Annotated in this window: 26 protein-coding genes; 13 read left to right on the top strand and 13 right to left on the bottom strand. The window is 71.2% G+C overall.

Annotated features, from left to right (window positions below; translation table 11 throughout):
* The first annotated feature begins 33 nt into the window (after window positions 1-33).
* Both HJG52_RS04580 and HJG52_RS04575 read left to right on the top strand, forming a co-directional pair.
* Window positions 34-1,200, top strand: coding sequence for a glycerate kinase (locus HJG52_RS04580; protein WP_171242320.1), 1,167 nt, complete (start codon window positions 34-36; stop codon window positions 1,198-1,200).
* A gap of 98 nt (window positions 1,201-1,298) precedes the next feature.
* Window positions 1,299-1,685 (top strand): HesB/IscA family protein, encoded by a 387-nt coding sequence (locus tag HJG52_RS04575; RefSeq protein ID WP_171242319.1) that lies wholly within the window; start codon window positions 1,299-1,301, stop codon window positions 1,683-1,685.
* Window positions 1,686-1,770: 85 nt separating this feature from the next.
* Here the strand turns inward: HJG52_RS04575 and HJG52_RS04570 are convergent, their stop codons facing one another.
* The 3 genes from HJG52_RS04570 to HJG52_RS04560 form a co-directional block, all read right to left on the bottom strand.
* Window positions 1,771-2,331 carry a hypothetical protein gene (locus HJG52_RS04570; RefSeq protein ID WP_171242318.1) on the bottom strand — a complete coding sequence of 187 codons (561 nt, stop codon included), beginning with the start codon at window positions 2,329-2,331 and terminating at the stop codon, window positions 1,771-1,773.
* Window positions 2,328-2,669 (bottom strand): PadR family transcriptional regulator, encoded by a 342-nt coding sequence (locus HJG52_RS04565; RefSeq protein ID WP_171242317.1) that lies wholly within the window; start codon window positions 2,667-2,669, stop codon window positions 2,328-2,330. The genes HJG52_RS04570 and HJG52_RS04565 overlap by 4 nt, the downstream gene beginning before the upstream one ends.
* A gap of 66 nt (window positions 2,670-2,735) precedes the next feature.
* Window positions 2,736-3,509: a flavodoxin family protein gene (locus HJG52_RS04560; protein ID WP_171242316.1), complete on the bottom strand. Its 774-nt coding sequence runs from the start codon at window positions 3,507-3,509 to the stop codon at window positions 2,736-2,738.
* A gap of 57 nt (window positions 3,510-3,566) precedes the next feature.
* Here HJG52_RS04560 and HJG52_RS04555 point away from each other — a divergent pair, with 57 nt between their 5' ends.
* From HJG52_RS04555 to HJG52_RS04545, 3 genes are read left to right on the top strand one after another with little or no spacing between them, the layout of a single operon-like run.
* Window positions 3,567-4,553, top strand: coding sequence for a PfkB family carbohydrate kinase (locus tag HJG52_RS04555; protein ID WP_171242315.1), 987 nt, complete (start codon window positions 3,567-3,569; stop codon window positions 4,551-4,553).
* Window positions 4,516-5,253, top strand: coding sequence for a leucyl/phenylalanyl-tRNA--protein transferase (gene aat / locus HJG52_RS04550; RefSeq protein WP_171242314.1), 738 nt, complete (start codon window positions 4,516-4,518; stop codon window positions 5,251-5,253). Before HJG52_RS04555 ends, aat begins: the two co-directional genes overlap by 38 nt.
* Window positions 5,250-6,596: a sensor histidine kinase gene (locus HJG52_RS04545; protein ID WP_171242313.1), complete on the top strand. Its 1,347-nt coding sequence runs from the start codon at window positions 5,250-5,252 to the stop codon at window positions 6,594-6,596. Before aat ends, HJG52_RS04545 begins: the two co-directional genes overlap by 4 nt.
* A 57-nt stretch (window positions 6,597-6,653) precedes the next feature.
* Here the strand turns inward: HJG52_RS04545 and HJG52_RS04540 are convergent, their stop codons facing one another.
* Window positions 6,654-7,343 (bottom strand): winged helix-turn-helix domain-containing protein, encoded by a 690-nt coding sequence (locus HJG52_RS04540; RefSeq protein ID WP_171242312.1) that lies wholly within the window; start codon window positions 7,341-7,343, stop codon window positions 6,654-6,656.
* Between the two features lie 2 nt (window positions 7,344-7,345).
* The gene (locus HJG52_RS21195; RefSeq protein ID WP_171242311.1) at window positions 7,346-8,074 is read right to left on the bottom strand and encodes a phosphatase PAP2 family protein; all 729 of its coding nucleotides are present in this window, start codon (window positions 8,072-8,074) and stop codon (window positions 7,346-7,348) included.
* Window positions 8,075-8,275: 201 nt separating this feature from the next.
* Here HJG52_RS21195 and HJG52_RS04530 point away from each other — a divergent pair, with 201 nt between their 5' ends.
* Window positions 8,276-9,106 carry a COG4705 family protein gene (locus HJG52_RS04530; protein WP_171242310.1) on the top strand — a complete coding sequence of 277 codons (831 nt, stop codon included), beginning with the start codon at window positions 8,276-8,278 and terminating at the stop codon, window positions 9,104-9,106.
* Window positions 9,107-9,131: 25 nt separating this feature from the next.
* On the opposite strand, the gene HJG52_RS04525 is transcribed toward HJG52_RS04530, so the two are convergent.
* Both HJG52_RS04525 and HJG52_RS04520 read right to left on the bottom strand, forming a co-directional pair.
* Window positions 9,132-9,368 carry a sulfurtransferase TusA family protein gene (locus HJG52_RS04525; RefSeq protein WP_171243081.1) on the bottom strand — a complete coding sequence of 79 codons (237 nt, stop codon included), beginning with the start codon at window positions 9,366-9,368 and terminating at the stop codon, window positions 9,132-9,134.
* The gene (locus HJG52_RS04520; protein WP_346767565.1) at window positions 9,368-10,549 is read right to left on the bottom strand and encodes an aminotransferase class V-fold PLP-dependent enzyme; all 1,182 of its coding nucleotides are present in this window, start codon (window positions 10,547-10,549) and stop codon (window positions 9,368-9,370) included. The genes HJG52_RS04525 and HJG52_RS04520 overlap by 1 nt, the downstream gene beginning before the upstream one ends.
* A gap of 107 nt (window positions 10,550-10,656) precedes the next feature.
* Between HJG52_RS04520 and ctaC the strand changes: the two genes are divergently transcribed.
* The 5 genes from ctaC (at window position 10,657) to HJG52_RS04495 (ending at window position 16,288) form a co-directional block, all read left to right on the top strand.
* Entirely contained in the window at window positions 10,657-11,553 is an 897-nt protein-coding gene (ctaC, locus tag HJG52_RS04515) for an aa3-type cytochrome oxidase subunit II (protein WP_430413325.1), read from the top strand.
* Between the two features lie 71 nt (window positions 11,554-11,624).
* On the top strand, window positions 11,625-13,409 hold the full coding sequence (ctaD, locus tag HJG52_RS04510) for an aa3-type cytochrome oxidase subunit I (RefSeq protein ID WP_240977551.1): 1,785 nt from the start codon (window positions 11,625-11,627) through the stop codon (window positions 13,407-13,409).
* A gap of 2 nt (window positions 13,410-13,411) precedes the next feature.
* Complete coding sequence (locus HJG52_RS04505) at window positions 13,412-13,813, top strand: cytochrome c oxidase subunit 4 (RefSeq protein ID WP_171242307.1); 402 nt, start codon at window positions 13,412-13,414, stop codon at window positions 13,811-13,813.
* Between the two features lie 302 nt (window positions 13,814-14,115).
* Entirely contained in the window at window positions 14,116-15,321 is a 1,206-nt protein-coding gene (locus tag HJG52_RS04500; protein ID WP_171242306.1) for a L,D-transpeptidase, read from the top strand.
* Between the two features lie 193 nt (window positions 15,322-15,514).
* On the top strand, window positions 15,515-16,288 hold the full coding sequence (locus HJG52_RS04495) for an alkaline phosphatase family protein (protein WP_206069900.1): 774 nt from the start codon (window positions 15,515-15,517) through the stop codon (window positions 16,286-16,288).
* Between the two features lie 14 nt (window positions 16,289-16,302).
* Here HJG52_RS04495 and HJG52_RS04490 read toward each other — a convergent pair whose 3' ends face one another.
* From HJG52_RS04490 to ctaE, 5 genes are all read right to left on the bottom strand, one after another.
* Window positions 16,303-16,656, bottom strand: a complete 354-nt coding sequence (locus HJG52_RS04490; RefSeq protein WP_346767632.1) for a metallopeptidase family protein — start codon at window positions 16,654-16,656, stop codon at window positions 16,303-16,305.
* Between the two features lie 89 nt (window positions 16,657-16,745).
* A complete protein-coding gene (qcrB, locus tag HJG52_RS04485; protein WP_171242304.1) occupies window positions 16,746-18,494 on the bottom strand; it encodes a cytochrome bc1 complex cytochrome b subunit in 1,749 nt (582 codons plus the stop codon).
* Between the two features lie 3 nt (window positions 18,495-18,497).
* Window positions 18,498-19,586, bottom strand: coding sequence for a cytochrome bc1 complex Rieske iron-sulfur subunit (gene qcrA / locus HJG52_RS04480; protein WP_171242303.1), 1,089 nt, complete (start codon window positions 19,584-19,586; stop codon window positions 18,498-18,500).
* A gap of 73 nt (window positions 19,587-19,659) precedes the next feature.
* Entirely contained in the window at window positions 19,660-20,445 is a 786-nt protein-coding gene (qcrC, locus tag HJG52_RS04475) for a cytochrome bc1 complex diheme cytochrome c subunit (RefSeq protein WP_171242302.1), read from the bottom strand.
* A gap of 46 nt (window positions 20,446-20,491) precedes the next feature.
* Window positions 20,492-21,139, bottom strand: coding sequence for an aa3-type cytochrome oxidase subunit III (gene ctaE, locus HJG52_RS04470; protein ID WP_240977167.1), 648 nt, complete (start codon window positions 21,137-21,139; stop codon window positions 20,492-20,494).
* A gap of 124 nt (window positions 21,140-21,263) precedes the next feature.
* Between ctaE and HJG52_RS04465 the strand changes: the two genes are divergently transcribed.
* Window positions 21,264-21,713 carry a response regulator transcription factor gene (locus HJG52_RS04465; RefSeq protein WP_171242301.1) on the top strand — a complete coding sequence of 150 codons (450 nt, stop codon included), beginning with the start codon at window positions 21,264-21,266 and terminating at the stop codon, window positions 21,711-21,713.
* Window positions 21,714-21,717: 4 nt separating this feature from the next.
* Window positions 21,718-22,788: an anthranilate phosphoribosyltransferase gene (trpD, locus tag HJG52_RS04460; protein WP_171242300.1), complete on the top strand. Its 1,071-nt coding sequence runs from the start codon at window positions 21,718-21,720 to the stop codon at window positions 22,786-22,788.
* On the opposite strand, the gene HJG52_RS04455 is transcribed toward trpD, so the two are convergent.
* Window positions 22,785-25,916: a zinc ribbon domain-containing protein gene (locus HJG52_RS04455; RefSeq protein WP_171242299.1), complete on the bottom strand. Its 3,132-nt coding sequence runs from the start codon at window positions 25,914-25,916 to the stop codon at window positions 22,785-22,787. The genes trpD and HJG52_RS04455 overlap by 4 nt on opposite strands.
* Between the last annotated feature and the right edge of the window lie 16 nt (window positions 25,917-25,932).

Here is a 25,932-nt window from a genome sequence, read left to right as displayed (position 1 = left end):
TGGGGCGCGGGCACACGCCGGTAGCCTGCCGCTGTGCACGTCGTCATCGCCCCCGACTGCTTCACCGGCACCCTCACCGCGCAGCAGGCAGCCGAGGCCATGGCCACCGGGTGGCGTGAGTCCGCACCGGACGACCTGCTGACCGTCGTGCCGCTCTCGGACGGCGGCCCCGGTTTCGTCGACGTCCTCGCGGGCGCCCTGCCCGAGTCCGAGACCCTCTTCGTCACCGTCACCGACCCGCTGGGCCGCGAGGTGCCCGCCGGCGTGCTGCTCGTGGACACCGAAAGGGGCCGCACGGCATACCTCGAGTCGGCGCAGGCCGCAGGCCTGCACCTGCTGGCGGCCGACGAGCGCAACCCGGCCGTCACCAGCACCTGGGGTGTCGGGCAGCTCCTCGACGCAGCCCTCGAGGCCGGTGCGACCCGCATCGTCGTCGGCCTCGGCGGCAGCGGCACCAACGATGCGGGCGCCGGGATGCTCGCCGCCCTGGGTGTCGGCGCGGCAGAGGACCTCGCGCGGGGAGGCTTGCCGCTCAAGGGAATTGGCGACGACGCGTTGGGTGGAATCGACGCCGTGCGCGCCAGGTTCGCCGACATCGACCTCGTCCTGGCCAGCGACGTGGAGTCGCCGCTGCTCGGCCTCCAAGGGGCCTCGGCGGTCTTCGCGCCGCAGAAGGGCGCCTCGCCCGAGCTCGCCCAGGAGCTCGAAGGGGCGCTCGGCCGGTTCGTCGAGGTCGCCCGGCGCACCGTGCCCGAGCAGACCGACCTGCTGTCCGGCAAGCCGCGCCGCCTCGACAAGGAGCCGGGGTCGGGTGCCGCCGGAGGGTTGGGCTACGCGTTGCACCTGCTCGGTGCGCACCGTGTCAGCGGTGTCGCCGAGGTGCTCGACGTGGTCGGCCTGCGCCAGCTCCTCGCCGCCGCGGACCTCGTGGTGACGGGCGAGGGCTCGTTCGACTGGCAGAGCCTGCAGGGCAAGGTCGTCGCCGGCGTCGCGACCCTCGCGCTCGAGACCGCCACCCCCAGCGTCGTCATCGCCGGGCAGACGCTCGTGGGGCGCCGCGAGGCCATGACGCTGGGCCTGTCGGGTTCGTATGCCGTGGCCGAGACGCCTGAGCAGGTGGAGGCCGCCATGGCCGACCCCGTCGGCACGCTGGCCCGCCGCGCCGCCCGGGTGGCGGCCACCTGGTCACCTCGGCGGTAGCGACGACGTACAGTGGAGGTAGGCGCGAGGGAACAATTCGCGTCACCCGCAGGTTGGCCCTTGAGGCAGACCTCCACCAACAGCAAGGACGCATCACGATGAGTGTTCAGGACCAGACCGCTCCGACCGCCGCCCCCACCGAGGCCGCGCAGGAACAGTCGCACGGTGTCGTGCTCACCGACGTGGCTGCCGGCAAGGTCAAGTCGCTGCTCGAGCAGGAGGGTCGTGACGACCTGCGCCTGCGGATCGGCGTGCAGCCCGGTGGCTGCTCCGGCCTGATCTACCAGCTCTACTTCGACGAGCGCACCCTCGACGGTGACCTCGTGCGCGACTTCGACGGTGTCGAGGTCGTCGTCGACCGGATGAGCAGCCCCTACCTCGATGGCGCGACCATCGACTTCGCGGACACGATCGAGAAGCAGGGCTTCACGATCGACAACCCCAACGCGGGCAGCTCCTGCGCCTGCGGCGACAGCTTCAGCTGAGACACCACCGAAGCGCCGGGTCCCTTTCGTGGGGCCCGGCGCTTCGTCGTGCCACGGGTGGTGCGAGCGGCGGTATGCCGCGTGCTCACGCCGAGCGCTGCGCCACCGCCTTGGCGGGTGCGGCCTGGGCGCCACGGCGCCGGCCGGTGAGCAGGCGCCAGGGCTGCGCGGTCAGCAGGAGCGTGAGCGCGACCAGCGCCAGGATGCTCCACGGGTAGGTCGCCGACAGGCTGAGACCGCCGTGCCCCGGGGTGACGTGCGCCGAGACGGTGCCGCCCCACGGAAAGCTCGTGCCGGAGACGTCGCGCCCCTCGACGCCGCTCGCGTCCACGCCATCGAGGAAGCCGATCACGGAGAACAGCCACATCATCGACAGCGTGAACCAGACCACGCCCGCGCAGACGACCCCGAACGTCCACCGCGCGCGTCGAGCGTCGCCCTCGGTCGCGGCATACGCCATGGCCCTGGGCGACCCGATGCCGAGCACCGCGGCCCGCGAGCCCTCACGCGCGGTGGCCTCGGCGAGGTTGGCCCGCAGTTCGCGCCGCAGCTCGCGGCGCCGGCGGCCGCGAACCCCGCGGTAGTCGAGCCAGAAGTCGTAGCGCAGGACGGCGGACTCGATCCGCAGCTGATCGGTGATGTTCATGACGAAACCCCCTGGGTGGTGGTGCTGGTGACGGTGTCGACGGCCGTGACGAGGTTTCGCCAGGCGTCCGTGCGGGTGGCCAGTTCGGCGCGCCCGGCATCGGTGGTGCGGTAGTACTTGCGCGCCGGCCCGGAGGCCGAGCGCTCGAGGTAGGACTCGAGCAGCCCTGCGGACTCGAGCCGGGTGAGGGCCGGGTAGACCGTGCCCTCGGCGAGGTCCTCGAACCCGGCATCGCGCAGCCGGGTGACGATCGCGTACCCGTAGCCGGGTTCGTCGACGAGGACGCTGAGCAGCAGCAGGGAGAGGACTCCCTTGAGCATCTGCGGGTCGTGAGCCATGGCATGAAGGTATGCCGGGTACTAGGCGATGTCAAGTACCTAGCGGTGACGAGGAGTGGTCGGGTGCTATCGGTACTCCGGGTTGGGTGCGTCGGCGTGCACGCCGGCATCCCACTCGACCCGCTGGTTGCCGCCGACCGGGAAGCCGCCGTTCTCCTTGAACATCGCCGCGAGGTGCATGAGGTTCCAGGTCATGAACGTGGTGTTGCGGCGGGTGAACTCGTTCTGCGGGCCGCCGCTGCCCTCGTCGAGGTAGGAGGGGCCCGGCCCCGCCTCGCCGATCCAGCCGGCGTCGGCGCCCGGCGGGATGGTGTAGCCGATGTGCTGGAGGCTGTAGAGGATGTTGGACGCGCAGTGCTTGATGCCGTCCTCGTTGCCGGTGATGATCGCGCCCCCGACCTTGCCGTAGTAGATGTACTGGCCCGCGGCGTTGGTCATGGCCGACCCGGCATACAGCCGCTCGATGACCTGCTTGGTGACGCTGGAGTTGTCGCCCAGCCAGATCGGCCCGGCGACCACGAGGATGTCGGACTCGACGATGTCGGCGAAGATGAGCGGCCACTCGTCGCGTTCCCAGCCGTGCTCGGTCATGTCGAGGTAGACACCCGTGGCGATCTCGTGGTCGACCGCGCGGTACTCGTGCACCTCGACCCCGTGCTCGCGCATGATGGCCGCGCTCACGTCGACGAGGCCCTGGGTGTTGCTCACCTCGGGCGAGCGCTTCAGCGTGCAGTTGACGAAGGTCGCCCGCAGGTCGCTGAAGTCGAACTCGGCGATGGCCGCCTCCGCGGTCTCCGTCGTCTCGATGGTCTCGTCCGCCTGGTCCCCGGTGTCGCTCATGCGCAGACTCTGCTCCGCAGCGCTGCCGCCCGCAATCGCAGCAGGTAGGTTGCACGCGTGCACTTCGCGATCACCGGGTCCATCGCCACCGACCACCTCATGACGTTCAAGGGGCGCTTTCGCGACTCCCTCGTCGTCGAGCAGCTCGACAAGGTCTCGTTGTCGTTCCTCGCGGACGACCTGGAGGTCCGCCGCGGCGGTGTGGCCGCCAACATCGCCTTCGGCATGGCGAACCTCGGGCAGCGGCCGATCCTCGTGGGCGCCGTCGGGGAGGACTTCGGCGACTACCGCAGCTGGCTCGAGCGGCACGGCGTCGACTGCGCGTCCGTGCACGTCTCGGAGTCCAAGCACACGGCCCGTTTCGTCTGCACCACCGACGAGGACATGGCCCAGATCGCCACCTTCTACGCCGGCGCGATGAGCGAGGCCCGCGCGATCGAGCTCGGCCCCATCGCCGAGCGCGTCGGCGGGCTCGACCTCGTGCTGGTCGGCGCCAACGACCCCGAGGCGATGCTGCGCCACACCCGCGAGTGCCGCTCGCGCGGCATACCGTTTGCCGCCGACCCCAGCCAGCAGCTCGCCTTCGCCGACGGCGACACGATCCGCCAGCTCATCGACGGCGCCGACTACCTGCTCACCAACGAGTACGAGGCGGCGCTCACCGAGCAGAAGACCGGCTGGAGCGCCGAGGAGATCGCCGAGCGCGTCAACACCCGAGTCATCACCAAGGGCAAGGACGGCGTCACCATCGTCCGCAAGGGCGAGGACCCCATCGACGTGCCGGTGGCGCGCGAGGTGCGCCGCGCCGACCCGACCGGTGTCGGTGACGCGTTCCGGGCCGGTTTCCTCACCGGGCTGGCGGCCGACCTCGGGCTGCGCCACGCGGCCGAACTGGGCTCGATGCTCGCCACCTACGTCATCGAGACGGTCGGCACGCAGGAGTACACCCTGGGCAAGTCCACGTTCCTGGGGCGGCTCGCCGAGGCGTACGGCCAGGACTCCGCCGATGCCATCGAGCCGCACATCGCCTGCGTCGCCCCGTGAGGTGACGCCGTCGCCGGTCGAGCCGCTGCCGAGCAGCTGGTCGTTCGACCTCTCCGACGCCGGCGCCGGGGAGGACCTCGTCGCGGTCGGCGGTGACCTGCGCGCCGGCACGATCCTCGAGGCCTACCGCACCGGGCTGTTCCCGATGGGGCTGGGCGAGAACGGCGACCGTCCGCTCGGGTGGTGGTCGCCGGACCCGCGTGGTGTGCTGCTGCCGGGTGGCCTGCACGCGAGTCGGTCACTGCGCAAGTCGTTGCGGCACTTCGAGATCCGGGTCGACACGGCATTCGGGGACGTCGTCGCGGCGTGCGCCGACCCGAGTCGGTCCGGCCGGTGGATCACGCCCGAGATCGCCGACGCCTACGGCGAGCTGCACGCCCTCGGGTGGGCGCACAGCATTGAGACGTGGCAGGACGGCGAGCTGGTGGGCGGTCTCTACGGGCTGGCCGTGGGCGGGCTGTTCGCGGGGGAGTCGATGTTCCACCGCGTCACCGACGCGTCGAAGGCCGCGCTGGTCGGGCTCGCAGGTCACGTCTTCGCCGACGGCGACGACCGCCGGCTCATCGACGTGCAGTGGGCGACCGACCACCTGCGCACGCTGGGCATCGTCGACATCCCGCGATCGGACTACCTCGAGCGGCTGGCCCTGGCCATCACGGCCCCGCCGCCCACCTTCGTCCCCGGGTGCGGCCCCCGATGATGCGGACGTGGTCGCTGCAGCGCCGCGTGCTCGCGACCTCCGGCGTCGTGGTCGTCCTCATGATCGTTCTGGGGGTGGCCGCGTTCGCCCTGACCCTGGACCAGATCCTCTACCGGACGTCGTTGGACACCGCCCGGTCGACGGCCGGCCAGGTGGTCGACGTCGTCGCGCGAGGTGAGGCGCCACCCGCCAGGTCGCTGAGCGAGGTGCCGGCCCAGGGCGCGATCGTCCAGGTGGTCGGCGCGGACGGGACCGTCGTCGCCTCGTCGGACCGCCGGCTCGACGCGAGGCCGGCATCGACGTTGCGGCCCGCGGCCGGCAAGGAAGAGGTCGACCAGTCCGCGACCGTCCCGGGTGAGCTGGGGGAGCCGTATGCCGTGGTGGCGCGCGGTGTGACCGACCCCGCCGGGGCGACCTACGCCGTCGTCGTGGCGGTGCCGCTCAGCGCGCTGGGCGACACGGTGCGCACGGCGACGGTGCTGCTCGCCGTCGGGGCCGTGCTGATGCTGGTGCTGCTCCTCGTGCTCGTTCGGAGGGCGGTGCGGCAGGCGCTGCAGCCCGTCGAGGGAATCCGCTCGGAGGTCGCGCGGATCAGCCAGGTCCGCGGTGGCGGCGCGGTCACGGTGCCGCCGACGGGTGACGAGATCGCGCGGCTCGCCCGCACGATGAACGAGATGCTGGCCCGCCTGGAGAAGTCCGACGCGGCGACGCGCCGGTTCGTCTCGGACGCCTCGCACGAGCTGCGCAGCCCCCTCGCGACGATCCGTGCGGCCGTGGAGGTGTCGACGCAGGACGGGTTCGACGACGACCGCGACGCAGTGATCCGGTCCGAGACGCTGCGCCTGCAGTCCCTGGTGGACGACCTGCTGACCCTCGCCAAGGCCGACGACGGTGCGCCGCTGGCGCGCGAGGAGGTCGATGTCGACGACATCGTGGCCCAGGAGGTGCACCGGGTCCGCGCGACCGGGGTGCCCGTCGAGGCGAGCATCATGGCGGCCCGGGTCCTCGGCGACCGTGCCCGGATCGAGCAGATGGTGCGCAACGTCGTGGACAACGCGGTGCGCCACACGACGGGTCGGGTGGGCCTGTCGGTCGACACCGAGGGCGACGACGTGGTCGTCCGGGTCGACAACGACGGCCCCCCGGTGCCGGTCGCCGACCGGGAGACCGTCTTCGACCGGTTCGCCCGGCTCGAGGACTCGCGCCGACGCGAGAGCGGCGGTAGCGGACTCGGGCTGGCGATCGTGCGCACGGTGGCCCGTGCCCACGGCGGGAACGCCGTCGCCACCGAGACCTCCGATGGTCGGTGCCGCTTCGAGCTGAGGCTGCCGACCACCGACTGACCCGCCACGGACTGACCCGCCACCGAGCGACCCGCCACCGAGCGACCCGGTGGCGGGTCAGTCGGTCTCGGGCACGCTCACCGGCATCAGCCGGTAGCCCATGCCGCGCACCGTCTCCAGCGACGTGACGCCGAAGGCGGCGTCGACCTTGCGGCGCAGGTAGCCCACGTAGACCTCGACGATGTTGTCGCTGCCGTCGAAGTGCGGGTCCCAGACGTTGTCGAGGATCTCGGCCTTGGACAGGACCACCTCGGGGTGGCGCATGAGGAACTGGAGCAGCGCGAACTCCCGCGCGGTCAACGTGATCCGTTCCCCGGCGCGGGTCACGATGCGGCGGTTGGGGTCGAGCCGGAGGTCACCGACCTGCAGGCTCACCGGGCGGGCCGGTGCGCCGCGACGCACCAGGGCGCGCAGCCGGGCGACCAGCACCATGAAGCTGAACGGCTTGGTGAGGTAGTCGTCGGCCCCCAGGTCGAACGCGTCGGTCTGGTCGTAGTCGCCATCCTTGGCCGTGAGCATCAGGGTCGGAGCCCAGACCTTGAGCTCGCGCAGGTTGCGCAGGACGTTGTAGCCGTTGCGCCCCGGCAGCATGATGTCGAGGACGATGACGTCGTAGGGGTTCTCGGTGGCGAGCCACTGCCCGCTGATCCCGTCGTGCGCGACGTCGACGACGAAGCCCTCGTTGATGAGCCCGCGACGGATCATCTCCGCCAGTGGCTTCTCGTCCTCGACCAGGAGCACCCGCACGGTCAGCGCCCGATCCGCGCGAGGAGCGAGCGGAGTGTGTGCCGGTCCAGCCCGGCGAGCGCCTGCCACGCCACCGCGCACGCGGCCAAGGTGGCCACGGCGAGGACCCACCCGGCGACGACGTCGGTCAGCCAGTGGTAGCCCAGGTAGACCCGGCTCACACCGACCGCGAGCGCCAGCACCACCCCGACTACCACGACGCCGGTCCGCGCCAGCCGCCCCGGCACGATTGTCAGGACGAGCCCGGCGACCAGCCCCACGAACACGGTCGTGGACAGGGTGTGACCGGATGGGAAGGAGAATCCGTTGTCCACGGGTCCGAGCATGAGGGATGACGGGGGCCTGTGCCTGTGCAGGACGTGCTTGACCCCGACGGTGAGGGCAGCGGCGGCGACCATCCCGCCCCCGAACACCGCGGCATACCGAAGCCGGCCGCGCCACAGCAGCCAGGCGAGAGTCGCCACGGCGAGCAGGCCGATGGCCACCTCGCTGCCCAACGCCGACAGCACCTGGGCGACACCGGTGAGCCACGGGGTGCGTTCGGCGACGAACCAGGCCGTGACCCCGGGGTCGTGGGCGCTCAGGTCACCGCGCTCGGCGGCACCGTCCGCCAGGAGCCCGCACAGGCCGACCCCGGCCGCGGCAACGGTGAGCCCCGCCGCGGACGCTCGGGAGCGCAGCCGGCGCAGCTCCAGCATCGGGGCCGGGCGGTGGAGGGCGGGGTGCGACACGGGCGGGGCTCCTCGACGGGCGTCGGAATGTTCTGTGGTCGACCGGACGGCCGGTGAGGGGGACGCGACCGTCCGGGACCAGTGCCACTGTCCACCACCGGTGCTGAGACGATCCTGAGAAACCTGAGAGCCGCCCCGAGGCCCGCAGCACCGCCCCGGCTCTCAGGTCCGCCTCAGGGGGCACCGGCCAGAGTCTGGCCCATGACCACAGCTCCCGGCTCGACCAGCCGCCGCGCCGCGGCCCGCACGCTCCTCAATCGCGTCCCCGAGGTGACCGCGTACTTCTGGATCATCAAGGTGCTCGCCACCACCGTCGGTGAGACTGCCGCCGACTACCTGAACGAGACCCTCGGCTTCGGCCTCACCGGCACCTCGATCGTGATGAGTGCGCTGCTCGTCGTGGCCCTCGTCGCCCAGTTCCGGGCGCGTCGCTACGTGCCGGTCCGCTACTGGCTGGTGGTGGTGCTCGTGAGCATCGTCGGCACCCTGCTGACCGACAACCTCACCGACAACCTCGGGGTCCCGCTGGTGGTGACCACCGCGGTCTTCGCGGTCGCGCTCGCCGTGACCTTCGCGGCCTGGTTCGCCTCCGAGCGCACCCTGTCGATCCACACGATCTACACGGCCCGCCGCGAGTCCTTCTACTGGCTCACGATCCTCATGACGTTCGCGCTGGGCACCGCGGCGGGAGACCTGCTCGCCGAGCGGCTGGCCCTGGGTTACCTCACCTCGGCCGTGCTCTTCGCCGTGGCCATCGCCGTCATCGCCATCGCCCACAAGGCGGGCCTGATCGCCGCGATCCCGGCTTTCTGGGCGGCCTACGTGCTGACGCGTCCGCTCGGCGCCTCCCTGGGCGACCTGCTGTCGCAGGCGCGCGCCGACGGCGGGCTGGGCCTGGGCACGACCGTGACCAGCCTGATCTTCCTCGTGGCCATCCTCGGACTGGTCGCGTTCCTCACCCTGACCCGCCGCGACCGGACCCCCGTCGCGGCCTCCCACACCGACGACGTACTCACCGGCGCCGAGGTGTGACCCCCGTCGGCGGCACCTGTCCCCTTCAGGTGTCGTCGACGGTGCGGACCCGGTATGCCGTGTGGCCGCCCTCGGGGTCGGCTTCGGCTCCGAGGAACTCCTGGCCGCGCATCCGGCACCACGCCGGGACGTCGGCGTCCGCGGCGGGGTCGGTGGCCCAGACCTCGACGACCGAGCCGGGCGGCAGCAGGGAAGCCGCCCGCGCCAACCGGATGACGGGCAGCGGGCACCGAAGACCGCGGGCGTCGACCACCTCGACCATCACGGGCGCGGCGCCCCGATCTGCGCCCGCACCCGTTCGACGGCCGGCGCGAGCTGCGTGACGAAGTCGCGCACCCACGCCTCCCGCTCCGGTGCCACCGCCGCCACCGGCAGGGTGACCCGCACGTTGCCGTGGGTGAGCGCGCCCATCGCGGCCAGGACGTGGCTGGGCTCGAGCGTGCTGGCCGTGCAGGCCGACCCCGACCCGATGGAGAACCCCTGCCGGTCGAACTCACCGACGAGGCTCTCGCCGTCTGCGTACAGCGCCGAGAAAGTCACGACGTGGGGGAGTCGCTCGACCGGGTCACCGACCACGTCGACGTCGCCGACGGTCCCCGCCGCGGCACGGATCGACTCCACGAGCGCGAAGGCCGCGCGGGCGTCCTCGGCTCGCGACGCCTCGGTCTGCTGCCAGGCCTCGGCCGCGGCGAGCGCGAGCGGCACCCAGGGCAGGTGGCCGCCGGGCCCGTGGAGCGCGTGGTCGGGGTCGGCCGGCCCGGGGCGCAGCCACCGGGTCCCGGAGCGCACCACGAGGACCCCGAGCCCGCCGGGACCACCCCAGCTCTGGGCGTCGCCGGCGAGGACGTCGTATGCCGCGGGAGCGGCGACCCGACCCAGGCTCGCCTGCGCGTCGACGGCCATGGGCACGCCGGCGGCGCGGGCAGCCTCGTGCGCCTCCTCGAGGGGTTGCACCGTGCCCACCTCGCCGTTGGCGTGCTGGAGCGCGACCGCCACGGTGCCGGGGACGGCGACCGAGCGCCGCCACGCCTCGAGGTCCACGCGCCCCGTGGCGTCCACGGGCACGGTCGCGAAGTCGTCGGGGTTGCCGGTCTGCGCCGCCTCGTGCCGGCCCGGCAGCAGGACGGCGGAGTGCTCGACGGCGGAGGCGACGGTGCGCGCCCCACGCCGCCGACCGGCATACCGCAGCCCCTCGATGCCCCACCGGACCGCCGTGGGGCCGTCCGGGGCGAACCCCACCTCGGCCGGGCTGACGCCGAGGCCGTCGGCGATGACCGCGCGCGCCTGGTCCAGCAGGCCACGGGCGGTCCGGCCCTCCCGGTGGAGGCGGCGCGGGTCGGCCCAGCCGGTCCCGAGGGCCGCCTGCAGGGTCTGCCTCGCCAGGGGGTGCATCGGGCCCGGCGCAGCGTCGAGAAGTGCCCGCTGGGCAGGGGGATTCGCCACACCTCGACGGTAGCCGCACCCTGACCGGAAGTGCGGCTCCGGCTGGAGTAGGGTTTGGCGCGATGGCCCACCCTTGTCCCGACGACTGTCCCGAAGAAGGTGCACCGTTGCGTCAGCATGACGTCCCCGGCCCGCAGCAAGCGCGGCGCCGGACCGGTCTTCGCAGGTCCCTGACGGCCGCTGGTCTCGGCCTCGCCGCGCTGGCGCTGTCCGGTTGCGCCGGGCGCGTCCAGGACGGCTTCCTGCCGGCCCCCGTCACCGAGAACGGCACCCACGTCGTCCGGCTCTGGAACGGTGCCTGGATCGCGGCCCTCGCCGTCGGCATCATCGTCTGGGGCCTCATCCTGTGGTGCGTCGTCGCCTACCGGCGCAAGAAGGACGACACGGCCCTGCCCGTGCAGCTGCGTTACAACGTGCCGATGGAGATCCTCTACACCGTCATCCCGGTGTTCATGGTCGCCGTGCTCTTCTACTACACCGCCCGCGACGAGGCGACGCTGCTCAACACGTCCAAGGAGCCCGACGTCGTGGTCAACGTCGTCGGCAAGAAGTGGTCCTGGGACTTCAACTACGTCAACGAGGACACCTACGAGTCCGGCACGCAGGCCGAGCTGACCGGCCAGCCCGGCGTCGAGAAGGACCTCCCCACGCTGTACCTGCCCGTGAACAAGCGGGTCGAGTTCGTGCTCACCGCGCGCGACGTCATCCACTCGTTCTGGGTGCCGGCGTTCCTGCAGAAGCTCGACATGATCCCCGGCAAGGTCAACAAGTTCCAGGTCGTCCCGACCGAGACCGGTGAGTTCAAGGGCAAGTGCGCCGAGTTGTGTGGCGCCTACCACTCGCAGATGCTGTTCAACGTCAAGGTCGTGAGCGAGGCCGACTACCAGGCCCACATCGCCGAGCTCAAGGCGCAGGGCAACACCGGTCAGCTCGACAACAGCCTCAACCCGGAGAAACTGGTACCCGAGGACAAGGGTCTCGTCCCGAGTGCAGGGAGCAAGTGATGGCAGCGGCAACGGACACCACGGCTGCAGGGACCACCCTGCGATCGACCGAGGCGACCGCAACGCGGAAGATGAGCAAGGGCCGCACCGTGGTCAAGTGGATGACCACGACCGACCACAAGGTCATCGGCAACCTCTACTTCATCACCTCGTTCGCGTTCTTCATCTTCGGTGGTGTGCTCGCGCTCCTGATCCGGGCCGAGCTCTTCACCCCGGGCCTGCAGGTCGTCGACAACCCTGAGCAGTTCAACCAGCTGTTCACCATGCACGGCACGATCATGCTGCTGCTGTTCGCCACCCCGCTGTTCGCGGGCTTCGCGAACGCGTTGATGCCGCTGCAGATCGGTGCGCCCGACGTGGCGTTCCCGCGGCTCAACATGTTCGCCTACTGGCTCTACCTCTTCGGTGGCCTCATCGCCTCGGCCGGCTTCCTCACACCGAGCGGTGCCGCGTCATTCGGGTGGTTCGCCTACGCGCCCCTGTCGGACGCCTCGAACAGCCCCGGCCTCGGCGGTGACCTGTGGGTCTTCGGCCTTGCGCTCGGTGGTTTCGGAACCATCCTCGGTGCGGTCAACTTCATCACCACCATCATCTGCATGCGCGCACCCGGCATGACGATGTTCCGGATGCCGATCTTCACCTGGACCATCCTCATCACGTCGCTGCTCGTGCTGATGGCGTTCCCGGTGCTTGCGTCCGCGCTGCTCGCCCTCGGTGCCGACCGCAAGTTCGGTGCCCACGTCTTCGACCCCGACAACGGCGGGCCGATGCTGTGGCAGCACCTGTTCTGGTTCTTCGGCCACCCCGAGGTCTACATCATCGCGTTGCCGTTCTTCGGCATCATCAGCGAGATCCTGCCGGTCTTCTCGCGCAAGCCGATCTTCGGCTACAAGACGCTGGTCTTCGCGACGATCGGCATCGCCGCCCTGTCGGTCACCGTGTGGGCGCACCACATGTACGCCACCGGCCAGGTGCTGCTGCCGTTCTTCTCGGTCATGACGATGCTGATCGCGGTGCCGACCGGAGTGAAGTTCTTCAACTGGATCGGCACGATGTGGGGCGGCAAGCTGTCGTTCGAGACACCGATGCTGTGGTCGATCGGCTTCCTCGTCACCTTCCTCTTCGGTGGCCTGACCGGCATCATCCTGTCCAGCCCGGCGCTCGACTTCCACCTGTCCGACAGCTACTTCGTGGTGGCCCACTTCCACTACGTGGTGTTCGGCACCGTCGTGTTCGCGATGTTCGCCGGCTTCTACTTCTGGTGGCCCAAGTTCACCGGGCGGATGCTCGACGAGACCCTCGGCAAGATCCACTTCTGGATGCTGTTCATCGGGTTCCACACGACCTTCCTCATCCAGCACGTGCTGGGCGTGGACGGTATGCCGCGTCGGTACGCGGACTACCTGCCCGAGGACGGCTTCACGTGGGAGAACCGCGTGTCGACCATCGGTGCGTTCCTGCTCGCCGCGTCGACCCTGCCGTTCCTCTACAACGTGTGGAAGACGTGGCGCACCGCACCCCTCGTCGAGACCGACGACCCGTGGGGCTACGGCGCCTCCCTGGAGTGGGCGACGTCCTGCCCGCCGCCGCGGCACAACTTCGACGTCATCCCGCGGATCCGCTCCGAGCGCCCCGCGTTCGACCTGCACCACCCCGAGGCGGCACCGGCCAGCGGCCTGCAGCCCGACCCCGGCACCCTGATCCGGGTCATCGGCCCCGCCCAGGTGGGCGAGGGGTATGCCGCCAAGGGAGCCACAGCCGCGACGCAGGCGGGCCCGCCGCCCCAGGATGGTGAGCACCGCACCGGCGAGCTCGACCACGACATCAAGCCCAGGTACCACGAGGAGCGCGACTGACGATGAAGATCGAGTACAAGCTCTTCATCCTGCTGGCTGCCTTCTTCGCCCCGGTGGGTGTCATCTACGGCATCTTCACCGACTGGAAGGAGCCGGTCGGCCCGGCCGGGTTGTTCCTGTCCGCCGGTCTCGGCGGCATGATCGCCTTCTACCTGTGGGCCACCGGTCGCCGGCTGCCCGAGCGCCCGGAGGACAACCCCGCCGGTGAGATCGACGAGCAGGAGGGCGAGTACGGCTTCTTCAGCCCGCACTCCTGGTGGCCGCTCCCGCTCGCCGGTGCGTCGGCGATCTGCTTCCTCGGCGTGGCCGTGGGCTGGTGGCTGTTCATCATCGGCGCCGCCATCGGCGTCGTCGCCCTCGTCGGGTGGACCTTCGAGTACTTCAAGGGCTCGCACGCCGTCTGACCTGGCCTCATGGCCCCGCCCGGTGACCGCCTGACGGTCACCGGGCGGGAGCATGCCCGGGAAGCAGGTAGCATGACCAAGGTGGTCCGCCTCGGGCGGACCCTTTCATGGGGCCACCGCGGCATGGGTGCCGTCCGGCCGAAAAGTTGCATAGCCAACCAATTGGGGCCGCCCGGCGTCTGTCCGGGTGAACGGCACCGCCCACACCGGGTGGTCCAGCAGAGCCAGGGGACAGCGAACGGTACGCCGACGGGCGGACCTTGAGGAGCACGGACGTGGTGGGTACGACACGGCGGTCACGCATGGTGACCGTGGCCGTCACAGCAGTGGCGGCAGCACTGGTGATGACCGGGTGCTCCGGGGGACCGAGCAGCCCGGCGACCGACAACGTCGCAGGCACGCCCTCGTCCGGCGCCTCCAGCACGTCCAAGAGCACGCCCACGCCCACTCCGGCCGTCGTCGACGTGACCCCGGCCGACGGCGCCACGGGCGTCAAGCCGACGGCTCCCGTCGTGGTCAAGGTGAGCTCTGGCTCGCTGTCCGAGGTCTCTGTCAAGGACGCCCAGGGCAAGGCCGTCGAGGGCAAGCTGGCCAACGGCACGTGGACCAGCAAGGCGCGGCTCGCGCCCAGCACGGCATACACCGTCTCGGTGACGGCGGCCGGCTCCGACGGCACTCCGGCAACCACCACCTCCCGCTTCACCACGCTCAAGCCCGCGGTCACCGCCACCTACGGCATCCTCTACGCCGGCCAGACGGTGGGCGTCGGTATGCCGGCCAGCATCCAGTTCGACTCGGCCGTCACCACCCCCGAGCTGCGGGCCCAGGTCGAGAAGCTCGTCACCGTCACCACCTCGCCCAAGACCGAGGGTCACTGGGGCTGGCTGGACAACCGCCAGCTGATGTGGCGGCCCAAGGACTACTGGCAGCCCGGCACCAAGGTCACCGTCAACGCGCCCCTCACCGGTGTGCAGACCGGCGACGGCAAGTGGATCGCCAACGACGACAGCGCGTCGTTCACGGTCGGCTCCTCGATGATCTCCACCGTCGACATCAAGAACCACGTCATGACCGTCACCCGCGGCGGCCAGGTCCTGCGCACCATCCCGATCAGCGCCGGCCGCCCCGGCCCGGAGACCGAGACCCGTTCGGGCACCAAGGTCATCATCCGCAAGGAGGGCACGGTGATCATGGACTCGAGCACCATCGGGATCAAGAAGGGCGAGCCCGGCTACTACAAGATCAAGACGCAGTCGGCGATGCGCGTGACGTGGACGGGCGAGTACCTCCACTCCGCGCCCTGGTCGGTCGGGTCGCAGGGCAGCTCCAACGTCAGCCACGGCTGCGTGAACATGGCGCCGGAGAACGCCGCGTGGATGTACGCCAACTCCAAGGCCGGTGACGTCGTCAAGTTCACCGGTTCGAGCCGCGTCTTCCAGCCCTCCGAGGGCATCGGCGTCTGGCAGTACTCCTACGCGAACTGGGTCAAGCAGAGCGCCCTTGCCTGAGCGGGGCTCCCGGGCCGGGCGCACCGTGCTAGGGATCGTCCTGGCCGGTGCGGTCCTGGCCGGGTGCTCCGGCGGGGCACCCACGGCAGCGCCGACCGGCACCCCGTCGAGCACTTCGACCACGTCGACGTCGGCCACATCGGCCACGTCGGCTCCTTCAGCTGCCGGTACGACCGCGCCCAGGACGGCGCGGGTGACCAAGGTGATGGTCGTGGTCGTCGAGAACCACTCGCTGGCCCAGATGCGTGACCAGATGCCGTACACCTACGCCCTGGCCACGCGGTACGGCTACGCCACCGACTACCGGGCGATCACCCACCCGTCGCTGCCGAACTACCTCGCCATGGTCTCCGGCGACACCCAGGGCGTCACCAACGACGACCCACCGGCCAAGCACCGGCTGAGCGCGCCGACGGTCTTCGGCGCAGCCCTGGCGGCCGGTCGCACCGCCGGGGTCTACGCCGACGCCATGCCCTCCCCGTGCGCGAGCGACAACGCCGGCCGGTATGCCGTCCGGCACAACCCGTGGGCGTACTTCGTCACCGAGCGTGCGGACTGTGGCCGGCAAGACCTGCCGATCTCGGCCCTGCCCGGTGCCATCAGGGCCGGCAAGCTGCCGAATGCCGGGATGCTGGTGCCGGACGCGTGCAACGACGCCCACGACTGCTCGTTGGCGACTGCGGACCGATGGTTCCGGACGTGGATGGGACGAATCGTGGCCGGCCCGGACTGGCGCTCCGGGCGGCTGGCCGTGGTGCTGACGGCCGACGAGGACGACAAGCACTCGGGCAACCACGTGCTGACCGTCGTCGCCCACCCATCGCTGCGCGCCAAGGTCGTCACGTCGCGGCTGGACCACTACTCCCTGGCCCGCCTCTACGCCGAGGTCACGGCGACAGCCCCCCTCGGGCGTGCCGCGGGCGCCCCGTCCATGGCGAAGGCCTTCGGGCTGCCGGTCGCCGGCTGAGCGTCCGGGGACTATCAGGCCCAGCCGAGCGCGTGCAGCCGGGCGTCGTCGATGCCGAAGTGGTGGGCGATCTCGTGCACGACGGTGACCGCGATCTCATCGAGCAGCTCGTCCCGGTCGGCGCACATCCGCGACAGCGGACCGCGGAAGATCGTGATCCGGTCGGGGAGGGCACCGGCCGCCCACGAGTCACCGCGTTCGGTGAGCGGGACACCTTCGTAGACGCCCAGCAGGTCCGGGTCCTGCGGTGGTGGCTCGTCCTCGATGAAGATCACGACGTTGTCCATGAGCCGCAGCAGCTCCGGCGGCACCTCGTCGAGCGCCGCCTCCACGGCGTCCTCGAACTCGCGACGGCTCAGCTCGACCACAGGGGACAGCCTGCCATCACCGCCCCCACTGACGAGGCGAGGGTATGCCGCGTGGTGACCACGCGGCATACCCTCGCCTCAGTGCAGCGTCAGGGACGCGGGGGAGCCTCGCGACGGCTGGACTCCAGTGCCGGACGATCCTCGTCCGCAGGTGCGCCCTCGATGGCCTCGTGGCCGTGGCCGTCGTGGTGGGCCGCAGCCAGCTCGGCCGGCGTGACGGCCGGGACGCTGTCGTCGAAGTAGAACCGCGACAGGGCCGCCCGCACGCGGTCCTTGCGGGCCGTGGGGGAGGCGACGCCGTTCTCGTCGGCCGGGGCCTCGAGCTGCAGCGGCTGGTCGGTGTCGTAGTCGACGAGGTTCCAGCGGGCGTAGGGGTCCAGCGGCTCGTGCTGCTCGAAGAACTTGCCGTCGGCCGTGCGGATGATGCGCCCGGTCTCGCGGCCGTGGAGCACCAGGTCGCGGTCCTTGCGCTGCAACGACAGGCAGATCCGCTTGGTCACCCAGAACGCGATGACGGGGGCGATGAAGAACGCGGCCCGCAGGATGTGGGTGATGTCGTTGATCGACAGGTGCAGCTTGATCGCCATGAGGTCGTTGCCGGCGGCGAACATGAGGACGCCGTACATCGTCAGGGCGGCAACACCCAGGGCGGTGCGGGTCGGGCGGTTGCGCGGGCGGTCGAGCAAGTGGTGCTCGCGCTTGTCACCGGTGACCCACGCCTCGAGGAACGGGTACAGCGCCATGAGGGTGTACATCACCGGGATCAGCAGGATCGCGCCGATCATGACGTTGAAGGAGAACGTGAACCCGAAGGCCTCGAACTCCAGCCAGCCCGGCAGGAGGCGCAGCGCCCCGTCGGCGAAGCCCATGTACCAGTCCGGTTGCGAACCGGCTGTCACCGGCGAGGGGTCGTAGGGCCCGTACGCCCAGATCGGGTTGATCGTGACCAGGCCCGAGATGAGGGCGACGACACCGAAGACGATGAAGAAGAAGCCACCGGCCTTCGCGGCATACACCGGCATGACGGGGAAGCCGACCACGTTGTTGTTGGTGCGTCCCGGCCCGGGGTACTGGGTGTGCTTGTGCACGAAGACGAGGCCGATGTGCACGGTGAACAGGCCCACGAGGATCGCCGGCAGCAGCAGCACGTGCACGGAGTACAGACGCGGGATGATCGACTCACCCGGGAACGGGCCGTTGAAGACGAAGTAGGAGATGTAGGAGCCGAGCACGGGCACCGAGCGCATGAAGCCCTCGGCGGCGCGCAGGCCGGTGCCGGACAGCAGGTCGTCCGGGAGGGAGTAGCCGGCGAAGCCCTCGACGAGGGCCAGCATCGACAGGATGCAGCCGATCACCCAGTTGAGCTCACGCGGCTTGCGGAACGCCCCGGTGAAGAACACGCGCAGCATGTGCACCGACAGGGCCACGATGAACAGCAGCGCCGCCCAGTGGTGGATCTGCCGGATGAGCAGCCCACCGCGGATGTCGAACGAGATGTCCAGGGTCGAGCGGTACGCCTCGGACATCGTGATGCCCTTGAGCGGGACGTACGAGCCGTCGTAGACCACCTGGCCGGCGCTGGGCACGAACCAGAAGGTGAGGAAGGTGCCCGACAGCAGGCAGATGATCATGGAGTACATGGCGACTTCGCCGAGCATGAAGGACCAGTGGTCTGGGAAGACCTTCTTCATGAGGTAGCCGATGGGCTTGGCCGCACCCGTGCGGTCGTCGAGCCACCCGGCGACGCCGCCGATCTTCTTCATGCCGGGGCTGTACGGCGTCTCGGGCGCCTTGTCGCCGCGGCGCAGGCCGTCGGCGTCGTATGGAGTGCTGCTCATGGTCTAACCACGCTCCCAGAAGCTCGGGCCGACTGCCTCGTGGAAGCCGGATCTCGCGACGAGGTATCCCTCACTGTCCACCTCGATGGGCAGCTGGGGCAATGGCCGCTTGGCCGGGCCGAAGATGACCTTGCAGTCCTCGGTGACGTCGAACGTCGACTGGTGGCAGGGGCAGAGCAGGTGGTGGGTCTGCTGCTCGTAGAGGCCGACGGGGCAGCCCACGTGGGTGCAGATCTTGGAGTAGGCGACGATGCCGTCGTAGCCCCAGTCGATCTCCTTCTTGGACTTGATGATCGACGGGTCGAGGCGCATCAGCAGGACGGCGGCCTTGGCCTTGTCCTCGAGCACCTCGTGGCTCTCCTTGATGTTCGCCGGGAGCACGTGGTAGACGGACCCGATGGTCACCTGGTCGGCCTTGATCGGCGTCAGCTCGGGGTCGCGCACGAGGCGGTCGCCCTTCTTCCAGATGGTCTTGGAGAGGTTGTCCTTGGGCAGCGGGCCGAGGCCACCGACGAGCGGCAGGACCAGGGCGAGCGGGGGCAGCGCGAGGGCGCCCGCGAGCGAGAACTTGATGAGCGGGCGGCGCCCGATCTGCGACTTGCCGCCCTCCTGCAGGAAGTTGTCGACGGCACGCTGGCGGTCGGCGTCGCTGGCCCGCTGGGGGTGACGCTCCTCAACCATCTCGGTGTCGGGCATGAGGGTCTTGGCCCAGTGGACCGCACCCATGCCGCAGCCGAGCAGGGCCAGGCCCAGGCACACGCCGAGGATGACGTTGTAGGGGTTGGCCTCACCGATGCCCGGGACGAACGCGGTCATCTCGGGGTCGACCGTGAAGTAGGCGATGATGAAAACGATCGTGGCCAGGCTGGCGATGCCGAACAGCGTCGCCACCTGCTTCTCGGCGCGCTTGGCGGCCTTCTCCGACAGGTCGCTCATGCGGGCGACGTGCGGGGGCAGGCCGGGGTTCTCGAACCGCGCCGGCAGTCCGCCGGAGCCCTCGATGTGGCCCTGGTCGAGCCGCACGGCATCGGAACCGAAGTCGTCCCCGCCGTGGCTGACGACTTCGCCGTGCGGCGTGCCGTTGTCGCTCATCGTGTCGTCGATCCTGTCGAGTCGCAGTGGATTTCGTTGGTGTGCAAGGCCGCTGGGGCCGGGGCGCCGACCGTCATGCTGCCTTCCTCCCGAGCCAGACCGCGAAGGCGATCATGATGCCGAGGCCGAAGACCCAGATGAACAGGCCTTCGGACACCGGGCCCAGGTTGCCGAGGGCCATTCCGCCGCGGTTCTCCTGCTTGTCGACCGCGTGGAGGTAGGCGATGATGTCGTTCTTGCCCTCGGGGGAGATGTTGTCGTCGTTGAAGACCGGCATCGACTGCGGGCCGGTGACCATGGCCTCGTAGATGTGCTTGCCCTCGATGTCACGCAGGTTCGGGGCGTACTTGCCGCGGGTCAGGGCGCCGCCGGAGCCGGCGAAGTTGTGGCACATGGCGCAGTTGACGCGGAACAGCTCGGCGCCCAGCGCGACGTTGGCGTTCTCGCCGCTGGTGTACTCCGGGGAGGGGATGGCCGGTCCCGGGGCGAGCGAGGCGATGTATGCCGCGACGGCGTCGATCTGCTCCTGGGTGAACCGGACCTCGTTCACGCGTGGCGCCTGCACGGCCGGTGCAGCCATCGGCATACGACCCGTGCCCATCTGGAAGTCCACGGCAGCCGCGCCGACGCCCGCGAGCGAAGGACCGGCCTTGGTGCCCTGGGCCTGCAGGCCGTGGCAGGTGGCGCAGTTGGCGAGGAAGAGCTTCTTGCCCTCCTCGACCTGGCTGGCCGAGGCGGTGGTGGCGCTGGCCGTCTTCGGCGCGAGCACGGAGTACCCCACCCCGGTGACGACCAGCCCCAGCAGGATGAGCAGGGCGATGGCTGCCGGGTGGCGGCGGCGGGCGGCCAGTGCGTTCACAGTGCGGTCCTGTCGGTGGTCGTCGGGGCCGGGGGGCAGGTCATGGTCACTTGAGGAGGTAGATGGTCGCGAACAGTGCGATCCACACGACGTCGACGAAGTGCCAGTAGTAGGAGGTCACGACCGCACCCGCAGCCTGGGCGTGGCTGTAGTGCCGGGTCGTGAAGGTGCGGCCGATGATCAGCAGGAACGCGAGCAGGCCGCCGGTGACGTGCAGGGCGTGGAAGCCGGTCGTGAGGTAGAAGACCGAGCCGTAGGCACTCGAGGCGAGGGTGACGCCCTCCTTGACGAGCTCGGAGTACTCCAGCACCTGCCCGGACACGAAGATGGCGCCGAAGATGTAGGTGAGGACGTACCACTCGCGCATGCCCCAGGCCTTGACGTCCCAGACCTTCGCGTCGCCGCGGTGGGCCTTGCCGTGCTCGGCGGCGTGGACACCCAGCTGGCACCACACCGAGGAGATCACGAGGATCAGGGTGTTGATGCTCGCGAACGGGACGTTGAGGATCGGCGTCGTCTCTTTCCAGAGCTCCGGGACGACCGAGCGGATCGTGAAGTACATCGCGAACAGGCCCGCGAAGAACATCAGCTCGCTCGACAGCCACACGATGGTCCCGACCGAGACCATGTTGGGCCGGGACACGGGGCCGTGACCGGGGATGGAGGTCGCCGGCCGCCGGGGTTCGGAAGTCATCGCTGATGCTGTCGCCACGTGCGCCAGATTAGCCACATTCGCATCGCGGCACACCGGCGACCCCCCGCTTGCCGGGAGACAGGTCGCGGACGGGGCTGCGCAGCCCACCGGTAGCATCCTTCCCATGACCGCTTCGCACGCTCCCGCCGCCTCCGGCGCGACCGCCACCGAGGGTTCCTCCCGGCCGATCTCGGTGCTGCTCTACAGCGACGACCGCAGCACGCGTGACGCCGTGCGCGCGAACGTGGGGCGTCGCCCCGCGAAGGACGTCGAGGTGGGTTCCTGGCACGAGTGCGCGACCGCGGCCGCGGTCATCGAGGCCGTCGACAACGAGAAGTTCGACCTGCTGATCCTCGACGGCGAGTCCGCCCCGGTCGGTGGGCTCGGCCTGTGCCGCCAGCTCAAGAGCGAGATCTTCAACTGCCCTCCGATCCTCGTGCTGACCGGGCGCCCGCAGGACGGCTGGCTCGCGACCTGGTCCCTGGCCGACCTGGCCGTCCCGCACCCGCTCGACCCGATCGCGCTCGCGGACTCCGTGGCGTACCTGGGTCGCGGCGGCCGACCCGCCTCCTGACGCCGTGACGACGGCCGCCGGGTCCACCCCGGCCGCGGCCTTCACCTGGCCGGACCTGCTCACCACGCTCCTCGCGCGGGAGGACCTCTCGTCCGAGCAGGCCGCGTGGGCGATGAAGGAGCTGATGAGCGGGGAGGCCACCCCGGTCCAGCAGGCCGGCTTCCTCGTGGCGCTGCGCGCCAAGGGGGAGACGATCGAGGAGCTGCGCGGGGTGGCCGACACGATGCTGTCGTTCGCCAACCGCATCGAGGTGCCCGGCCCCAGCCTCGACATCGTCGGCACCGGCGGTGACCGGTCCAACACGGTGAACATCTCGACCATGGCCTCGGTCGTGATCGCCGCGAGCGGCATCCGGGTCGTCAAGCACGGCAACCGCGCCGCGTCGTCGTCCTCCGGCTCCGCCGACGTGCTCGAGGCGCTCGGGGTCGACCTGACCCTGAGCCCCGAACGGGTCGCGCAGGTCGCCACCGAGGCGGGCATCACCTTCTGCTTCGCGCAGGCATTCCACCCCGCAATGCGCCACGTGGCCGCCGCCCGTGGCGGCCTGGGTGTGGGGACGGTGTTCAACCTGCTCGGTCCCCTCACCAACCCCGCCCAGCCGACGTATGCCGCCGTGGGCGTCGCCGACGCCCGCGTCGCCCCGCTCATCGCAGGGGTCTTCGCGGGCCGCGGCAAGGCCGCGGCGGTGTTCCGCGGCGACGACGCGCTCGACGAGCTCACCCTCAGCACGACATCGAGGGTCTGGTGGGTGAGCGGGGGCGAGGTGTCGGAGTACCAGCTGGACCCCAGTGCTGTCGGGCTGCAGCGGGCGCCCGTGGAGGCGCTGCGTGGTGCCGACGCCGCCCACAACGCGCAGGTGGCCCGCGACGTCTTCGCCGGAGCCACCGGCCCGGTCCGTGACGCCGTGCTGCTCAACGCGGGGATGGCGCTCGCCGTGGCGGCCGAGCCGGTCGTGGCGAACGCCGACGACCTGCACACCGCCGTGGCCGACGGCATCGCCAAGGGCGCCCAGGCGATCGACTCCGGCGCGGCCACCGCCCAGCTGGAGCGCTGGGCGGCGGCCACCCGCGCTTAGCTCATCGACGCGAGCCAGCTGACGGCCTGTCGGGCGTTGGCCCGGCGCTGCTCGTAGCGGGCGCCCAGGGCGAGCAGCAGCACGCCGAGGGTGCCGAGCGTGACCGACCGCGGCAGGTGCAGCGTGTACGGCCCCAGCTCGCTGACCGCAACCAGCACCGCACTCGCCGCCCCGACGACCACCGGTGCCTGCCACCGCTGGTGCGCCCCCAGCGCCAGCACGGCGACCGCCGCGGCCGCGGTGAGCAGTGGCCGGATCGCGCCGGCGTCGGTCACCGTCAGCAGCGTGGGCGGCACGAACCCGACGAGCAGCCCGGGCCCGGCCACGAGCCATGAGCGACGTCCCAGCAGGTGACGACACCAGGCGCTCGCGCCGAGCAGGAGCAGCGCCAGCGGCACCGTGTACGCCTCGAGCGTCTCCACGCCGGCCTCGGCGAGCGCCACCCAGGTGGCGTACGTGAGGGCGACGACGGCCCCGGCGACCACGAGACGACGAGCGGGCCGCACGGCATACCCGACCAGGGCCAGCCCGTAGGCCGCTGCGACGGCGGCTGCGACGTAGGCCCAGCCGCGGTCATCGGCGACACCGACGGCCAGGACCACCAGCACCAGCGAGCCGACACCGAAGAGGAGCTCCTCCTCACCCTCGGCGCGCCACCGCGCGAGCGCCACGCAGCCCAGGGCGAGCATCGTGGTGAGTGCGATGTCGGTGCCGTCCGGGCCGTAGCCGCCGACCAGCCAGAGCAGCCAGGCGCCGCTGGCGAGGGCGACGCCGTGGGCGGGCAGCCGCAGGGCCGGGCGCAGCACACTCGTGGCGAGGGCGGCCGCGCACACCACGACCAGGACGACAAGCAGGTACGGCGTCGGGAGGCCGTGGTCGAGGACGAGCCACAGGGCGGACCCCGCCGACAGGACCGCGCCGCCGGCGAGCGGAAGTTCCTCGGCCCGGTGCGGCCGCGCGAGTGCGCCGGCCGCGTATGCCGCCGCGAGGCCGGCGAGGGCGAGCACGCGCAGCTCGGGCGACCCGAGGGATGCCGCCACGTCGACCGCGTGCCACAGGGCCAGAACGGCGACGGCGACGCTGCCCGTGGTCACCGCGGGCCGGCGGTGGACGCGTGCGACGGCGAGGGCACAGCCCCCGATGGCGAGGGTCGGGGGCACGAGCCACACGGCGGGCAGCTCCTCGAGCCGGTGCAGCAGCTCGGCGTCTGCCCACCCGCCGAGGAGGGAGATCAGGGCGCCGCCGGCGAGCGGCCAGGTCACGTCCTCGTGGCGGCGCGAGAGCAGGGCCGCCGCTGTGAGCGCGCACCCCGTCGCGCTGAGGACGACGACCTGCGCCGTGGTCGAGACGAGACCCCCACCCCATGTGAGTGCGACCAACCCGAAGACGACTGCCACGGCAGTCGCGATGAGCCGAAAAGCCTTGCGCCACACGGCATACGCAGCCGCGGCTGCGGTGAGCATGGCGACGACGGCAACGCCGTAACGCTCGTCGCCGGTGCTCGCGGCGGACGAGAACCCGAGGAGCGCGGCCAGGACCACGCCGCCGGCGAGCGCGGGCTCCTCCGCGCGGCGCCGGTGCCACAGCGCCGCCGCGGTGAGCGCCGCCATGGCGCCGAGCATGAGCAGGACGTGGGTCCGTGGTGGGGTGTCGACGGTGCCAGCGCGCAGCGCGGCGAGCGCGAACACCACGGCCACCGCCGACCCCGCCAGCCGGACCGGACGACGCCGGACAGCCGTCGCGGCGGCCCCGGCGGCGACGGCGGCCAGGCCGAGGACGTGGATGGCCGTCTCGTCCTGCCCGAACACGACGACGGCCAGGCCGAGGGCGCTCACACCCAGCGTCGACTCGAGCCACCAGCCGCCCCGTCCGGCGCCGAGGGGGCGCACGACGACCGCGGCGACCCAGGCCACGGCCACGAGCGCGGTGACGACCGCGGTGCCGCGGATGTCACTCAGGATCGCGGCCAGCCAGGCCGAGGCGGGCAGCGACAGGGTGCTCGCCACGGCGACGACCCCGAGGGCGCGCCAGTCGCCGGTGTACCAGCGCTTGGCCCAGTCGGCGCGGACGGCGGCGCGTGAGCCCAGCCGGGCGACGCGGTGGTGCATCACTGCGCGGACGACCCAGGCGCCGCCCACCCAGATGGCGAGCAGGATCCCGAGGTCGACGACGGCCACGGTGGACCAGGTCGGCCACGCCTGCGGGAAGTCCTCGAGCAGCGGGCGGAAGGCTGCCACCGTCGCCGCCACGACGAGCCAGGCCGCGGCCGGCCCCGAGGCGGCACGCCGCACCAGGCCGAACCGCTGCGGCAGGCGCCAGTGCAGCAGGCCGAACGCGACGGCACCGAGCAGGGCGGTCACCTCCCACGTGGTCATGTGGTCGCGGCTGACGGCCACCAGGCCGCCCCAGGCAACGGAGGCGGCGGTGAGCGTCAGGATCGCGAAGGCCGCGATGCGCCGGTCACGGACGTGCAGCGCGCCCAGGACGAGCGCGACCGCGAGACCCGACCCGACGGCATACCAGTCGGCCGGTGCGGCGTCGAGGCCGAAGAGGCCGAGGCCACGGGCGGCGGTGACGTCGAGCAGCAGGAGCCCACCGGCGACGAGGGCCAGGGCTTCGGCGCTGCTGGCGAGCCCGCGGCGCGAGAGCAACAGCGCCAGCCAGGCGGCGAGGCCGGTGAACCCGCCCATGACCACGGCCTGGCCGTAGACGCCGATGCGGTCCCAGGCGACGGCCAGCGCGATCGAGCCGGAGACCAGGACCAGGACCACACCCACGGCGAGCAGCGTCTGCTGGACGGTCCAGCGCCGCGGTGCGGCGGTGGTCGGGATGGGGATCGTGGCGGCAGGTACTGGTGCCGGTGCTGGTGCCGGTGCGGGGGTCCGGTGCGGCTCGGCCGGGGCGCTGGCGAGCGTCTCGAGCAGGGTGGTGCGGCGGGTGAGGAGGTTGGCGTGCTCGGTGCGCAGTCGGGTCTGCAGGGCGGTGACCTCGGCGAGGCGCTGGTCCACCTGCCACAGCTCGGCCGCGGCGGGGCCGACGAGGTACAGGCCGCAGCGCGGGCAGGTGGGGTCGTCGGCCGGCAACGGTGCGCTGCACCGGGGGCACGAGACCGGGGTGGGCGTGCTCATCGGAACCTCCTGGCTG

Source organism: Knoellia koreensis (assembly GCF_013041615.1).
GTDB classification, from domain to species: domain Bacteria; phylum Actinomycetota; class Actinomycetes; order Actinomycetales; family Dermatophilaceae; genus Pedococcus; species Pedococcus koreensis.
The sequence above is the reverse complement of the archived record's forward strand: the minus strand, read 5'-3'. Positions and strand labels throughout refer to the sequence as shown.

Excerpts from the sequence above, each read along its gene's own strand:
- ctaD (WP_240977551.1), top strand. The coding sequence starts at position 11,625 with ATGAGCAAGGGCCGCACCGTGGTCAAGTGGATGACCACGACCGACCAC.
- HJG52_RS04455 (WP_171242299.1), bottom strand. The coding sequence starts at position 25,916 with ATGAGCACGCCCACCCCGGTCTCGTGCCCCCGGTGCAGCGCACCGTTG.
- HJG52_RS04565 (WP_171242317.1), bottom strand. The coding sequence starts at position 2,669 with ATGGCTCACGACCCGCAGATGCTCAAGGGAGTCCTCTCCCTGCTGCTG.
- HJG52_RS04560 (WP_171242316.1), bottom strand. The coding sequence starts at position 3,509 with ATGAGCGACACCGGGGACCAGGCGGACGAGACCATCGAGACGACGGAG.
- HJG52_RS04525 (WP_171243081.1), bottom strand. The coding sequence starts at position 9,368 with ATGGTCGAGGTGGTCGACGCCCGCGGTCTTCGGTGCCCGCTGCCCGTC.
- HJG52_RS04530 (WP_171242310.1), top strand. The coding sequence starts at position 8,276 with ATGACCACAGCTCCCGGCTCGACCAGCCGCCGCGCCGCGGCCCGCACG.
- ctaE (WP_240977167.1), bottom strand. The coding sequence starts at position 21,139 with ATGACTTCCGAACCCCGGCGGCCGGCGACCTCCATCCCCGGTCACGGC.
- HJG52_RS04505 (WP_171242307.1), top strand. The coding sequence starts at position 13,412 with ATGAAGATCGAGTACAAGCTCTTCATCCTGCTGGCTGCCTTCTTCGCC.
- HJG52_RS04465 (WP_171242301.1), top strand. The coding sequence starts at position 21,264 with ATGACCGCTTCGCACGCTCCCGCCGCCTCCGGCGCGACCGCCACCGAG.
- qcrB (WP_171242304.1), bottom strand. The coding sequence starts at position 18,494 with ATGAGCAGCACTCCATACGACGCCGACGGCCTGCGCCGCGGCGACAAG.
- HJG52_RS04545 (WP_171242313.1), top strand. The coding sequence starts at position 5,250 with ATGATGCGGACGTGGTCGCTGCAGCGCCGCGTGCTCGCGACCTCCGGC.
- aat (WP_171242314.1), top strand. The coding sequence starts at position 4,516 with ATGCCATCGAGCCGCACATCGCCTGCGTCGCCCCGTGAGGTGACGCCG.
- HJG52_RS04575 (WP_171242319.1), top strand. The coding sequence starts at position 1,299 with ATGAGTGTTCAGGACCAGACCGCTCCGACCGCCGCCCCCACCGAGGCC.
- HJG52_RS04500 (WP_171242306.1), top strand. The coding sequence starts at position 14,116 with ATGGTGACCGTGGCCGTCACAGCAGTGGCGGCAGCACTGGTGATGACC.
- HJG52_RS04570 (WP_171242318.1), bottom strand. The coding sequence starts at position 2,331 with ATGAACATCACCGATCAGCTGCGGATCGAGTCCGCCGTCCTGCGCTAC.
- qcrA (WP_171242303.1), bottom strand. The coding sequence starts at position 19,586 with ATGAGCGACAACGGCACGCCGCACGGCGAAGTCGTCAGCCACGGCGGG.